10 protein-coding genes are annotated in these 12,929 nt (G+C 71.5%); 4 read left to right on the top strand and 6 right to left on the bottom strand.

Translation table 11 applies throughout. The features are described 5' to 3' along the window. Positions 1 to 34: 34 nt before the first annotated feature. The 3 genes from ATL41_RS09045 to ATL41_RS09035 are packed head-to-tail and all read right to left on the bottom strand — an operon-like array spanning position 35 to position 3,908. Positions 35 to 922 (bottom strand): carbohydrate ABC transporter permease, encoded by an 888-nt coding sequence (locus ATL41_RS09045; protein WP_219810379.1) that lies wholly within the window; start codon positions 920 to 922, stop codon positions 35 to 37. Beyond that, positions 919 to 1,860 carry a carbohydrate ABC transporter permease gene (locus ATL41_RS09040; RefSeq protein WP_098458181.1) on the bottom strand — a complete coding sequence of 314 codons (942 nt, stop codon included), beginning with the start codon at positions 1,858 to 1,860 and terminating at the stop codon, positions 919 to 921. Before ATL41_RS09040 ends, ATL41_RS09045 begins: the two co-directional genes overlap by 4 nt. Continuing rightward, entirely contained in the window at positions 1,857 to 3,908 is a 2,052-nt protein-coding gene (locus ATL41_RS09035) for a beta-galactosidase (protein ID WP_098458180.1), read from the bottom strand. Before ATL41_RS09035 ends, ATL41_RS09040 begins: the two co-directional genes overlap by 4 nt. A 161-nt stretch (positions 3,909 to 4,069) precedes the next feature. Between ATL41_RS09035 and ATL41_RS09030 the strand changes: the two genes are divergently transcribed. Next, on the top strand, positions 4,070 to 5,089 hold the full coding sequence (locus ATL41_RS09030) for a LacI family DNA-binding transcriptional regulator (protein ID WP_245854723.1): 1,020 nt from the start codon (positions 4,070 to 4,072) through the stop codon (positions 5,087 to 5,089). A 16-nt stretch (positions 5,090 to 5,105) separates the two neighbouring features. On the opposite strand, the gene rarD is transcribed toward ATL41_RS09030, so the two are convergent. Continuing rightward, the gene (rarD, locus tag ATL41_RS09025) at positions 5,106 to 6,023 is read right to left on the bottom strand and encodes an EamA family transporter RarD (RefSeq protein WP_169924539.1); all 918 of its coding nucleotides are present in this window, start codon (positions 6,021 to 6,023) and stop codon (positions 5,106 to 5,108) included. Between the two features lie 92 nt (positions 6,024 to 6,115). Here rarD and ATL41_RS09020 point away from each other — a divergent pair, with 92 nt between their 5' ends. Continuing rightward, positions 6,116 to 6,766, top strand: coding sequence for a GntR family transcriptional regulator (locus tag ATL41_RS09020; RefSeq protein WP_098458178.1), 651 nt, complete (start codon positions 6,116 to 6,118; stop codon positions 6,764 to 6,766). A gap of 27 nt (positions 6,767 to 6,793) precedes the next feature. Continuing rightward, entirely contained in the window at positions 6,794 to 7,981 is a 1,188-nt protein-coding gene (chrA, locus tag ATL41_RS09015) for a chromate efflux transporter (RefSeq protein WP_245854722.1), read from the top strand. Positions 7,982 to 8,036: 55 nt separating this feature from the next. On the opposite strand, the gene ATL41_RS09010 is transcribed toward chrA, so the two are convergent. Together ATL41_RS09010 and clpB are read right to left on the bottom strand one after the other, a co-directional pair. Further along, entirely contained in the window at positions 8,037 to 8,552 is a 516-nt protein-coding gene (locus tag ATL41_RS09010; protein ID WP_143556598.1) for a hypothetical protein, read from the bottom strand. Positions 8,553 to 9,142: 590 nt separating this feature from the next. Then, complete coding sequence (gene clpB, locus ATL41_RS09005; RefSeq protein WP_098458175.1) at positions 9,143 to 11,767, bottom strand: ATP-dependent chaperone ClpB; 2,625 nt, start codon at positions 11,765 to 11,767, stop codon at positions 9,143 to 9,145. Positions 11,768 to 11,914: 147 nt separating this feature from the next. Here clpB and ATL41_RS09000 point away from each other — a divergent pair, with 147 nt between their 5' ends. After that, complete coding sequence (locus ATL41_RS09000; protein WP_169924538.1) at positions 11,915 to 12,883, top strand: alpha/beta hydrolase; 969 nt, start codon at positions 11,915 to 11,917, stop codon at positions 12,881 to 12,883. Positions 12,884 to 12,929: the final 46 nt, after the last annotated feature.

Raw genomic sequence — 12,929 nt, 5'->3', positions numbered from 1 at the left:
GCCCGGCTGCTGGGACGTACGGGGAGGTGCGGACCTACTTGATGGAGCCGGCGCCCAGGCCGTTGCGCCAGAACCGCTGGAGCAGCAGGAACAGCGCGATGAGCGGGACGACGGACAGGAGGGCCCCGACGAGCACGTAGCCGCGCAGCTCGGGGATCTGGTTGACCTGGGTGTTCCACGTGTAGATGCCCAGGGTGACGGGGAAGAGCGACTCGTCCCGCAGCATGATCAGCGGCAGGAAGAAGTTGTTCCAGATCGCGACGAACTGGAACAGGAACACGGTGACGAGCGCCGGCACCATGAGCCGCACCGACATCGTGAAGAAGGTGCGGACCTCGCCCGAGCCGTCGAGGCGCGCGGCCTCGAGCAGCTCGTCGGGGACCGACGACGCGGAGTAGATCCGGGTCAGGTAGACGCCGAACGGGCTCACGAGGCTCGGCAGGAACACCGCCCAGAACGTGTTGGTGAGCTCGACGCGGCTGAAGATCAGGAAGAGCGGGAGGGCGAGCGCGGTCGCCGGGACGAGCACGCCGCCGAGCACGATGTTGAACAGCGCCTCACGGCCGCGGAAGCGGTACTTGGCGAGCGCGTACCCGCACATGCCCGCGAGGACGGTGCCGATGAGCGCGCCGCCGATCGTGTACAAGAGCGAGTTGAGGATCCACTGGAGGTAGACGCCGTCGCGGTACGTGAGGACGGCCTTGACGTTGTCCCACAGCGCCCAGTCGGCGAACCACATCGGGTTGGTGCTCGTGAACTGGCCGCGGTCCTTCGTCGAGGAGACGAACAGCCACCAGATCGGGAAGAGGAAGTAGATCGTGGCGAGGCCCATGACGGCCATCGCGGCGAGGCGCGACAGCGGGTTCTCCGTGACGCCGCGGCGGGCAGACGTCTCGGGGCCTGCAGAGAGCGGCGCGATCATGCGTCGGTCCTCCTCTGGGTGAGCTTGAGGAACGTGAAGGACAGGACGAACGTCGCGAGGGCGAGGACGACCGAGAATGCCGCCGCGAGGTGGAAGTTGGGCACGGCGCTCGTCGAGTAGACGGTGAGGTTCGGCGTGTACGTGCTGGTCACGGCCGAGGAGAAGGTGCGGAACACCTGGGGCTCGGCGAGCAGCTGGAGCGTGCCGATGATCGAGAACACGGCCGTCAGGACGATCGCCGGGGCGACCATCGGGATCTTGACGGACCACGCGATGCGGAGCTGCCCGGCGCCGTCGAGCCGCGCGGCCTCGTAGACCTCGGAGGGGATCGCGAGGAGCGACGAGTAGATGATCAGCATGTTGTAGCCGACGTAGACCCACGTGACGACGTTGGCCATCGACCACAGGACGAGGTCGGCGGAGAGGAACCCGACCTTGCTCGTCAGCTCGGACAGCGGCGAGAGGTTCGGCGAGTAGAGGAAGCCCCACATGATCGCGGCGACGACGCCGGGGACGGCGTACGGCGCGAAGAACGCGAGCCGGAAGAACTTCTTGCCGCGCACGAGCGGGGAGTCGAGAAGCAGTGCGAGGACGAGAGCGAGACCGAGCATGATCGGCACCTGGACGATGCCGAAGAGCAGCACGCGCAGGACGGACTCGCGGAACGCGTCGTCCTCGAAGACGCGGCCGTACTGGGTCAGTCCCCCGAACGTCTCGCGCGCCTTGCCGAACGTGCCCTCGCGCTCGACGACGAGCAACGACTGGTAGACGGCGTAGCCGATCGGCAGGAGGTAGAACAGCGCGAACAGGAGGCCGAAGGGTCCGAGGAAGATCGGCAGGACGCCGCGCTGCTGGCGCCCGCTCCCCTGCCGGCGGCGGGCCGGCGTCCCGGCGCGGGCCTCGCCCACGACGGCCGGTGTGACGGTCGGGCTGCTCATCGGTCCTCCTCGTTCTCGCGTCGCGGTGCGACGCGGACGACGCGCACGGCGCCTGCCGGGACGGTCAGCTCGCCGTCGACGGGTTCGTGGGTGAGCAGCTCGAGGCCGTGGCCCCGGTAGGTGACGGCCTCGGCACCGTGGTTGACGACGAACGTCCAGCGGTGGTCGCCGCGGGTGCGGTGGACGACCTCGACCCGGGCGCCGTCAGCGCCGTCGAGCACGTCGGTCGCGCGGGCGACGCCCGCCTCCGCGACGAGGCGGCGGACCACGCCGCGGTAGGTCGCGTCGTCGGGCGCGGTGGCGAGGTACCAGGCGACGCCGTCGCCGTGCGTGTTGCGCGTGAGCGCGGGACCGCCGGCGGCGGGTCCGTCGAGGTGCGTGACGACGGCGGTCGCGGTCGTCGTGCGGACGTTCTCGGACCAGAGACGGGCGGCCCCGCCGTCGGAGAGGTGAAGCTTCTGACCAGGGCTGACGGGTCTCATCTCGTCGGAGCGTACGCCGAGGAGGTCGCGGAAGGCGCCCGGGTAGCCGCCGAGCCGCACGCGGTCGTCCTCGTCGACGATTCCCGAGAACCAGGTGACGAGGGCGTGGCCGCCGCGGCGGACGTAGTCCTCGAGCGCCTCGGCGTGCGCGTCGCGCACGAGGTAGAGGCCTGGCACGACGACGAGGCGGTAGCCGCTGAGGTCGGCGCCGGGGGCGACGACGTCGACGCTCACGCCCTCGTCGTAGAGCGCGCGGTAGGCGTCGTGCACCTGGGTGAGGTAGTCGGTCGCCTGGCTGGGGCGGGTCTCGCCGTCGGCGGCCCACCAGGACTCCCAGCTGAAGACGAGCGCGACGTCGGCGTCGACGCGGGAGCCGACGACCTCCTCGAGCGAGTCGAGGTCTGCGGAGAGGGTGAGGATCTGCCGCCATCCCTCGGAGTCGGTGCCTGCGTGCGGGAGCATCGCCGAGTGGAACTTCTCGGAGCCCTGACGGCTGGCGCGCCACTGGAAGAAGCAGATGCCGTCGGCGCCGCGGGCGACGTGGGTGAGGGCGGCCCGGGTGAGTCCGCCGGCCTCGTGCGCGAGGTTGACGGGCTGCCAGTTGACCGCGCCGGGCGCGGTCTCCATGAGGAGCCAGGGGTCGCCACCGGCGAGGCCGCGCGTGAGGTCGGCGGCGAGCGCGCGCTCGGAGACCGGGTCGGCGAGGCGGTGGTCGAGGTAGTGGTCGTTGGCGACGACGTCGACGTCGTCGAGCCAGGTCCAGTAGTCGAGGTTGCGGATGTGGGCGGTGACCATGAAGTTCGTGGTCACGGGCGCGCTGGAGAGGCGGCGCAGGACGGCTGACTCGGCTCGCAGCTGCTCGCGGGCGGTGTCGGAGCTGAAGCGGTGGAAGTCGAGGGTCTGCCCGGGGTTGCGGAAGGAGATCGTGGCGCGGGGCGTGCCGACCTCGTCCCAGGAGGCGTAGCGCTGGGACCAGAAGCTCGTTCCCCAGGCGGCGTTGAGCGCGTCGATCGTCGTGTAGCGCTCGCGCAGCCAGGCGCGGAAGGCGTCGGCGGAGACGTCGCACCAGCACAGGGCGTTGTGGCAGCCGAGCTCGTTGGAGACGTGCCAGAGCGCGACGGCGGGGTGGTTGCCGTAGCGGGTGGCGACCTGCTCGACGAGCCTGAGGGAGAGCTCACGGAACACGGGCGAGCTGGGGCAGTAGCCCTGGCGGCCGCCGGGGAAGCGGCGGGTGCCGTCGGCGGTGACGGGGAGCGTCTCGGGGTGGAGGGTCGAGAGCCACGGGGGTGGTGAGGCCGTGCCGGTGCCGAGGTTGACGCGGATGCCGTGGGAGTGGAGGAGGTCGAGGACCTCGTCGAGGTCGGTCCAGTCGTACTCGCCGGGGCGGGGCTCGAGGCGGGACCAGCCGAAGATGTTGATCGCGACGAGGTCGACGCCGGCCTCTGCCATGAGGGCCGCGTCCTCCTGCCAGGTGTCGCGGTCCCACTGCTCCGGGTTGTAGTCGCAGCCCAGCACGATGCCTCCCCCGGTGAGGGCGGCAGTGCCTCGGGTGCGTGGGAACGACATGGTTCGTCCTGTCTGTCGGGCGGCGACGCTGCGGTCCGGCTCATGTGTGCACGTGCACACACGTGGTGCTGTTTCTCGACGTCGAGAAATGTGTGAACGTGCACACACTAAGAGCGTGTCGACAGCCCCGTCAACCCGAGCCCGCACATACGATGGGCGTCGTGACCGAACCGCAACCTTCCCGGCGTCGTGCGACGGTGCACGACGTCGCCCGCGAGGCGGGCGTCTCCCGCGGCACGGTCAGCCGTGTCCTCAACGGCGGATACGTCTCCGAGCAGGCCCGCGCCGCGATCGAGGCCGCCATCCGCACCGTCGGGTACGTCCCCAACACCGCCGCGCGCAACCTCGTCATGCAGCGCTCCCGAGCGGTCGGCTTCATCGTCCACGAGCCCCACGCGCTGTTCCTCGAGGACCCGAACATCGGCGCGATCATGCTCGGCGCCAACACCGTCCTGTCCGACGCCGACCTGCAGATGGTCTGCCTCGTCACCGACTCCGCCCGCGACACCGAACGCGTGACCCGCTACCTGTCGGGCGGCTTCGTCGACGGCGTCATCATCGTCTCCGCGCGCGCCGCCGACCCGATCACCGACGCCGTCGTGCGCCTCGGCGTCCCCGCAGCGTTCGTCGGCCACCCCCAGACGACCGTCCCGCTCCCCTGGGTCGGCATCGACAACTTCACCGCCGCACGCGACATCACGCGACAGCTCGCCAAGACGGGGCGCAAGCGCGTCGGGATGGTCGCCGCCGCGCTCGACCGCGACTCGGGAGCCGACCGCCTCGCCGGCTTCAAGGAGGCCCTCGGCGACACGTTCGACCCGGACCTCGTCGTCGAGATCCCCCTCTACGAGTACACCGCGGGCCTGCGCGCGACCCAGGAGCTGCTCGAGCGCGCGCCCGACGTCGACGGCATCTTCGCGGCGTCCGACGCCGTCGCTGCGGGCGTCCTCACGGCGCTGCGCCGCTCTGGCCGCACGGTGCCCGACGACGTCGGTGTCGTCGGCTTCGACGACTCGTCCTGGGCGGAGCGCTGCTTCCCGCCCCTGTCGACCGTGCACCAGCCCGCCGCCGGCGTCGGCGAGCGCGCCGCCCAGCTCGTCGTCGCCCAGCTCGCGGGCCAGGACGTGCCGCGCGACGGCGTCCTGCTCGACTCCCCGATCGTCTGGCGCGACTCGGCCTGAACCGAGCAGGGCTCCGTCAGGCGGTGAGCACGCGCTCGCGCACCGGAGCACGCGCCGCCCGCTGAACGCTGCGCCGGCTGGCGCGCGCTGACTCGAGGGAAAGCAGCCCCAGCGCTGCGAGGATCGGTCCGTAGACGAGCCAGTCGACCGCGGCGAACGGCTCGGACAGGAGCGCTACCGACACGACGACGAGCAGGACCGGCTCGAGGTAGCTGAGCAGGCCGAACACGGAGAACGAGAGCCAGCGGGCCGCGGCCAGGTACAAGAGCGTGGCGACGCCGCTGACGACGCCGAGCAGCACGACGACGGGGACCAGCCGCGGGTGCGCGGCCAGCGTCTGCACCGAGCTGCCCGACGCGACGATCGCCCCGGCGACGGGCACGAGGACCGCGAGCTCGAGGAGCATCACCCCGCTCGAGTCGAGGCCTGAGCGACGCCGCACCTGGAAGTAGAGCGGGTAGCCGAGGGCGACGAGCGCGGTGACCCAGGACAGCCCGCCGTCGAGCAGGAAGGCCGCCGCGACCGCGACACCGGCGGCGGCGACGGCGCCGCCGCGCAGCGCCGTCACCCGTTCGCCGTGCATGACGACGCCGACGAGCACCATCACGAGCGGCAAGAGCAGGTAGCCGAGGGCGGTCTCGAGACCGTGGCCCGCGATCGGCGCCCAGCTGAACAGCCAGAGCTGGACCCCGAGGAGCGCGGCGTCGAGCAGGATCACGAGGGCGAGGCGCGGGGCGCTGCGCACGCGGCGCACGACGGCGCGGACGTCTCCCAGGCAGCGGGCGAGCGCGAGCACGACGAGCGCGACCGGCAGGGAGGTGAGGACCCGCCAGCCGAAGACCTCCGTCCCGGACAGCGGGGCGAGCATCCCCGGGATCAGGAAGAGGACGCCGAAGAGGCTCGAAGCGCCGATCGACGCCAGCACACCGCGCACACCCTCACCCTTTCGACTCTCCTCCAACTGATATATCAACCATATGCCAACCGTGTTCGCGCGTCCAGGCACCCTGTCCCTATCGTGTGCCCATGGACAACGACGGCCCCGGGCCCGGCGAGACCCTCGCCGAGTACGCGACACGCACACTCCGCGACCGCATCGTCCTCGTCGACCTCGCCCCCGGCGCACCGCTCGACGACGAAGCCTTCGGGCGCGAGCTCGGTGTCGGCCGCACCCCCGTCCGCGAGGCGATCAAACGCCTCGAGGTCGAACGGCTCGTCACCGTCTTCCCGCGCCGCGGGACGTTCGTCGCCACAGTCGACCTCACCGAGCTCGCCGAGATCTCCCAGATCCGCGCCGAGCTCGAACCCCTCGCCGCCTCCCGCGCCGCCCTCCACGCGACCGCCGTCCAGCGCGACCAGATGCGCGCCCTCGTGAGCGAGCTCGCGCACCTCGACACGACAGCGCCCGCCCGCGAGCTCCTCCGCCACGACCTCACGGTGCACCGCTCGATCCACGCCGCGAGCGCCAGCACGCACCTCGCCGAGGCGCTCACGCGCTACGGCAACCTGTCCACGCGCATGTGGGTCGTCCTCGGCGACCGCCTCGACGTCGGCGCCCACATCGACGAGCACGTCGAGCTGCTCACCTCCGTCATCGAGCGCGACGCCGGCCGCGCCGCAGCGATCGCACGCGAGCACGTGCAGTCGTTCGAGGCGATGGTCCGCGCGGCCGTCTAGCCTCCGCCACCCACGAGACGAGGACACGTGCGCTCAGGAGGAAGCCCGGGCGAGGTGCTGCGCGCCTTCGCGCGGCTCGGCGTGACGTCGTTCGGCGGACCGGTCGCGCACCTCGGCTACTTCCGCGACGAGCTCGTCACCCGCCGCCGCTGGGTGACCGAGGAGCGCTACGGCGAGATCGTCGCCGTGTGCCAGGTTCTGCCGGGACCGACGTCGAGCCAGGTGGGCTTCGCCCTCGGGCTGGTGCGCGGAGGCCCGCTCGGAGCGATCGCCGCGTGGCTCGCGTTCACGCTGCCGTCCGCTCTCCTGCTCGCGCTGCTCGCTGCGGGAGCAGTGTCGCTCGACGGGCCCGTCGCCCAGGGCGTCGTGGTCGGGCTCAAGGCGGTCGCGGTGGCCGTCGTCGCGCACGCGGTGCGGGGCATGGCGCGCACCCTGACGCCGGACGTGCGTCGCGTCCTGATCGCGTGCGGCGCCGCCGCCCTCGCGCTCACGCTCACCGGCAACCTCGGGCAGCTCGCAGCGATCGCGCTCGGGCTCATCGTCGGCGTCGTGGCCTGCCGCGGCCTGCCGCGCGGCGCTGAGGCGCACGTGCCGCAGGTCGTCTCGCGGCGCGTCGGGCTCGTCGCCATCGGGGTCTTCGGCGTCCTTCTCGCCGGGCTGCCGGTCCTCGCGCGCCTCCTGCCGAGCGTCTGGACGGTCGTCGCCGACGCGTTCTACCGCGCTGGCGCGCTCGTCCTCGGCGGCGGCCACGTCGTCCTGCCGCTCCTCCAGGCCGAGCCTGCGGTCACGAGCGCCGTCCCGACCGGGGACGTGCTCGCCGGCTACGCCGCCGCGCAGGCCGTGCCTGGCCCGCTCTTCACGTTTGCCGCGTTCCTCGGCTACGAGATGGGCCCGGGCGCCGCCGCACCGTGGACCGCCCTCCTCGCGCTCGTCGCCGTCTTCCTCCCCGGCGTCCTGCTGCTGCTCGCCGCGCTCCCCTACTGGGAGGCCCTACGACGCCGGACCGGCGTCCGCGCCGCCGTCGCGGGGGCGAGCGCGGCCGTCGTCGGCATCCTCGCGGCCGCGCTCTGGGACCCGATCCTCACCTCGACGATCACCGGGCCGGTCCCGGCCCTCATCGCTGCGGGCTGCCTCGCCCTCCTGCCCTCCGCCGAGGCCCCGCCCTGGGCGGTCGTCCTCGCGGGCGGTGTCGCTGGAGCGCTCCTCGCCCGTTGAGCGCGCGCGACCGGGCGGGCCCGGGGCGTCGCGCCCGTGGCGCGCCCCCGACCTCCTAGCCCTTCGCAAGATCGGACACGGAAGCGCAATCCTGACCGGCACCACGCAGACGGATCGTGGTACTCGTCCTCAGCGCCCCCTTCTTCCCGTCCGACTCGAAGAGCACCCGCAGCGCTGTCGCGGTCCCGTCACCCACAGCGGTCTTGCGAAGCGTCACCTGGACCGTCGCATCAGCACCGGGTTCGAGCGGGACGTGACGGTCGTCGATCCTGCCGTCAGCCGCGCCGGACGCGACCCCGAGGAATCCCTCGGTCTCGCCGCGAACCAGCGCCGCGCCGATGAGGTCTATGCCCGCTGCGCCCTCAAGCTCAATGCTCGTCACCTCGACCCGCGCCGAGGACTCGTTGACGACCGAGTCCAGCCCCACGACCGCCATGCCGTCCGCGCCTACAGGCACACAAACAGCCGCCGGGACACCCGGAGTTATGAGCGAGTCGCTCCTGTCAGAAGAACAAGCGCCCAGTACCGCCGCCGTGAGTATCGCGGCACCGATCCCGCTTGCGACCCGCACTAGGGTGCCTTGACCACTAGTTGGCCCGAATTGCTCGGGGGGGTGCTCCGCGCGCCGCAGAGCTTCCTCCTAGACGAGAAGGTGAGAGCCATCACTGGCACTACGGACTGCGGCGACAGGAATCAGATCGAATTCATCGCCAACCCCCAAACGTGACATCTCTTCTTGTGTGGGCCATGCGTACGCAACGATACGGGCGTCGGCAATCGGCTTACCCGCGGCATCTGCAACACGGCCAGATGCAATTCCAAGCGCTGTCGGGGCAGTGGGACTCAGCTGGCGTTCCCCTACATCACCCCCTGCACCCCCTACGGCGCCAGATACAGGCAATAGGAAAGTCGCAGAAGCGGCGATTACGCCCAGCACAGATCGAAAATGGTTGTCATCTACAGCCCCCTGAGATTGCGCGTCGTTGCGCGGCCCAGCATTTCTCCTGGGCACAAGGAGCCTATCTTGCTGACGTCAGGATTGTCGAGGGGCCCTCAAGAGGCGTCCGCGGAGGCGTGCGACCGCGTCCACTACGCCCGCTCATCACCGGGCCCCGCATGTCGAGCCAGAGCGTCGCGCCGTCGGCGCGACGCCCCGTTCCGTCAGGCCCGCTCGACCGTGAGGCCGTCCGGGCCGCGGTCGACGCGGACCGTGTCGCCGTCGCCAATCGCCCCCGACAGGAGCGCCCGGGCGAGACGGTCGCCGATCTCCCGCTGGACGAGGCGGCGCAGCGGCCGCGCGCCGTACGCGGGGTCGAAGCCCTCGAGCGCGAGCCACTCGCGCGCGGCGTCCGTCACGTCGAGCGTCAGGCGACGCTCGGCGAGCCGGGCCGCGAGCGCCCGCACCTGGATGTCGACGATCTGGCTCAGCTCGGTGATCGTCAGCGGGTCGAACACGATGACGTCGTCGAGACGGTTGAGCAGCTCGGGCTTGAAGTGCGCCCGTACCGCCGCCATGACGGCCTCGCGCTTGTCGCCCTCGGCGACGAGCGGGTCGACGAGCGCGTGCGAGCCGAGGTTCGACGTCATCACGAGGATCGTGTTGCGGAAGTCGACCGTGCGGCCCTGACCGTCGGTCAGCCGGCCGTCGTCGAGCACCTGCAGGAGCAGGTCGAAGACCTCCGGGTGCGCCTTCTCGACCTCGTCGAGCAGCACGACTGAGTACGGCCTGCGCCGCACCGCCTCGGTGAGCTGGCCGCCCTCCTCGTAGCCGACGTACCCGGGCGGCGCGCCCACGAGGCGCGCGACCGAGTGCTTCTCGCCGTACTCCGACATGTCGATGCGGACCATGGCGCGCTCGTCGTCGAACAGGAAGTCCGCGAGCGACTTCGCGAGCTCGGTCTTGCCGACGCCGGTCGGGCCGAGGAACAGGAACGAGCCGATCGGGCGGTCCGGGTCGTTGATGCCGGCACGCGAGCGCCGCACCGCGTCGGAGACGGACGCGACGGCGGCCGTCTGCCCGATGAGGCGCGCGCCGATCGTCTGCTCCATCGACAGGAGCTTCTGGCTCTCGCCCTGCAGCAGGCGCCCGGCCGGGATGCCGGTCCATGCGGAGACGACCTCGGCGATCTCCGCCGCGTCGACCTTGTCCCCCACGAGCTTGGGCGGGCGCGCCTGCGCGAGCTCGACCTCCTGCCCGGCCTCCGGGTCGGGGACGGCGGCGCGCTGCGCCTCCTCGGCCGCAGCGATCTCGCGCTCGAGCTCGGGGATCTCCCCGTAGCGGATGCGCGACGTCGTCTCGAGGTCGCCCTCGAGCTCGGCACGGTCGGCAGCCGATCGCAGCTCGTCGAGCTTCTTGTGCAGGTCGCCGACGCGGTTGAGGCCGCCCTTCTCGGTCTCCCAGCGCGCGTTGAGCGCCGCGAGCTCCTCGCGGCGGTCCGCGAGCTGCGCCCGCAGCTCGTCCGCGCGCGCCTTGTCGGCCTCGTCCTCGGACTTCGAGATCTGCATGAGCTCCATCTCGAGGCGTGTGACGACGCGGCGCAGCGTGTCGATCTCGACGGGCGACGAGTCCATCTCCATGCGCAGCCGGCTCGCGGCCTCGTCGACGAGGTCGATCGCCTTGTCGGGGAGCTGGCGGCCACTGATGAAGCGGTCGGAGAGCGTCGCGGCGGCGACGAGGGCGCCATCCGAGATGGTCACGCGGTGGTGCGCCTCGTAGCGGGACTTCAGGCCGCGCAGGATCGCGACCGTGTCCTCGACGGACGGCTCGCCGACGTACACCTGCTGGAAGCGACGCTCGAGCGCCGGGTCCTTCTCGATGTGCTCGCGGAACTCGTCGAGGGTCGTCGCGCCGACGAGCCGCAGCTCGCCGCGGGCGAGCATCGGCTTGAGCATGTTGCCCGCGTCCATCGCGCCCTCGCCGCCAGCACCCGCGCCGACGACGGTGTGCAGCTCGTCGATGAACGTGACGATCTCGCCGTCGGACTCCTTGATCTCGGAGAGCACGGCCTTGAGGCGCTCCTCGAAGTCGCCGCGGTACTTCGCGCCCGCGACCATCGCGGGCAGGTCGAGCGAGACGATGCGCTTGCCGCGCAGCGACTCAGGGACGTCGCCCGCGACGATGCGCTGAGCGAGGCCCTCGACGACGGCGGTCTTGCCGACGCCGGGCTCACCGATGAGGACGGGGTTGTTCTTGGTGCGGCGCGACAGGACCTGGACGACGCGGCGGATCTCGCTGTCGCGGCCGATGACCGGGTCGAGCTTGCCCTCGCGTGCGGCGGCCGTGAGGTCGACGCCGTACTTCTCGAGGGACTTGTACGTGCCCTCGGGGTTGGGCGAGGTGACCTTGGTGTTGCCGCGGACGGAGGGCAGGGCTGCGCGCAGCGCGTCGGGGCTCGCGCCGGCGCGGCGCAGGATGGTCGCGGCGGACGACGCGACGTCGGCGGCGGCGATGAGGAGGTGCTCGGCGGAGACGTACTCGTCGCCGAGAGCCTGCATCTCGGTGCTCGCCGCGGTGATCAGGCGCTTCGTCGCGTCCGCGAGCCCGGGCTGGGTGACGCCGCCGCCGGTCGCGGACGGCAGGTCGGTGAGCGCCTTGCGGACGTCCCGGCCGACGGTGGACGCGTCGACGCCGGCAGCCGCGAGGAGCTGGGGCGCGAGGCCGTCGGTCTGCCCGAGGAGGCCCGCCAGGACATGGATCGGCTCGACCTCGGGATTGCCCGCGGCCGTCGCCGTCTGGATCGCATCCTCGAGCGCCTCGCGCGACTTCGTCGTGAACTTCGGGTCCATCGTTTCTCCTTGACCAGCGGAAACCCTGATGATCCTGATAACCAACCAGAAGTTGAGTCTATTCCGCTCAACTTCGTTTCGCTATCCGCCAGCCTGCCTTCCTGGCAGGATCATGAGCATCGGCACCGTCGCCCGACAGGAGAGTCCGTGAACGCCCACGCCACACCCGCCCCCTGGTCCCCCGACGTCCTCGGCGACGAGTGGCGCGCCCGGACGATCCACCTCGGCACCGACCGCGAGGGCCCCGTCGAGGCGACGCTCGTCCGCTCGGCCGACGGGCCGCGACACCACCGTGCAGTCCTCTACCTGCACGGCTTCGTCGACTACTTCTTCCACCCGCACCTCGCCGCCGCCTTCGCCGAGCGCGGCTGGGACTTCTATGCCCTCGACCTGCGCAAGTACGGCCGCTCCCTGCGCGAGGGCCAGTCCCCCAACCTCGTCCACGACCTCGCCGAGCACGCCGCCGAGATCGATGAGGCGGTGCACATCATCACCGCCGACGAGCACCACGGGCACCTCGTCGTCCTCGGCCACTCGACCGGCGGGTTGATCGGCTCGATGTGGGCGAACGCCCGCCCCGGCGTGCTCGACGCGCTCGTCCTCAACAGTCCTTGGCTCGACCTCAACGAGAACGTGTTCCTGCGCACCGTCGGCACCGCCGCGATCAAGGCGCTGTCGCACGTCGCGCCGCGCGCCGTCGTCGGCAGCCTCGCCCCGCACTACGGCAGGGCCCTGCACAGCGGTACGGGCGGCGAGTGGGACTACGAGCTCGCGTGGAAGCCGCACGAGGGTTTTCCCGTGCGTGCCGCATGGCTCGCGTCGGTGCGGCGCTACCAGGACCGCGTCGCGCGCGGCCTGTCGATCGCGTGCCCCGTCCTCGTGTGCACCTCGACCGAGACGGGCGACAGCAAGCGACAGCACGACCGCGTCATGACGACCGACTCGGTCCTGTCCGTCGAGCAGATCCTCGCCCGCGCCCCCAGGTTGGGTGCCGACGTGACGATCGAGCAGTTCGACGGCGGCGCCCACGACCTCGCACTGTCCCCCGAGCCCGCGCGCAGCGCCTACCTCACGACGGTGCTCGACTGGCTCGAGACCCGCGTCCCCGCGAGCTGACTCCCCGGTGACCTGCCTGGGCCGACGACCTGGGCGCGGCTCACGA

The organism is Flavimobilis soli (genome assembly GCF_002564025.1).
GTDB classification, from domain to species: domain Bacteria; phylum Actinomycetota; class Actinomycetes; order Actinomycetales; family Cellulomonadaceae; genus Flavimobilis; species Flavimobilis soli.
The sequence above is the reverse complement of the archived record's forward strand: the minus strand, read 5'-3'. Positions and strand labels throughout refer to the sequence as shown.

What these genes read in the sequence shown, in the direction of transcription:
- ATL41_RS09020 (WP_098458178.1), top strand. Translation starts at nt 6,116, where the DNA reads ATGGACAACGACGGCCCCGGGCCCGGCGAGACCCTCGCCGAGTACGCG.
- ATL41_RS09040 (WP_098458181.1), bottom strand. Translation starts at nt 1,860, where the DNA reads ATGAGCAGCCCGACCGTCACACCGGCCGTCGTGGGCGAGGCCCGCGCC.
- clpB (WP_098458175.1), bottom strand. Translation starts at nt 11,767, where the DNA reads ATGGACCCGAAGTTCACGACGAAGTCGCGCGAGGCGCTCGAGGATGCG.
- ATL41_RS09045 (WP_219810379.1), bottom strand. Translation starts at nt 922, where the DNA reads ATGATCGCGCCGCTCTCTGCAGGCCCCGAGACGTCTGCCCGCCGCGGC.
- ATL41_RS09035 (WP_098458180.1), bottom strand. Translation starts at nt 3,908, where the DNA reads ATGTCGTTCCCACGCACCCGAGGCACTGCCGCCCTCACCGGGGGAGGC.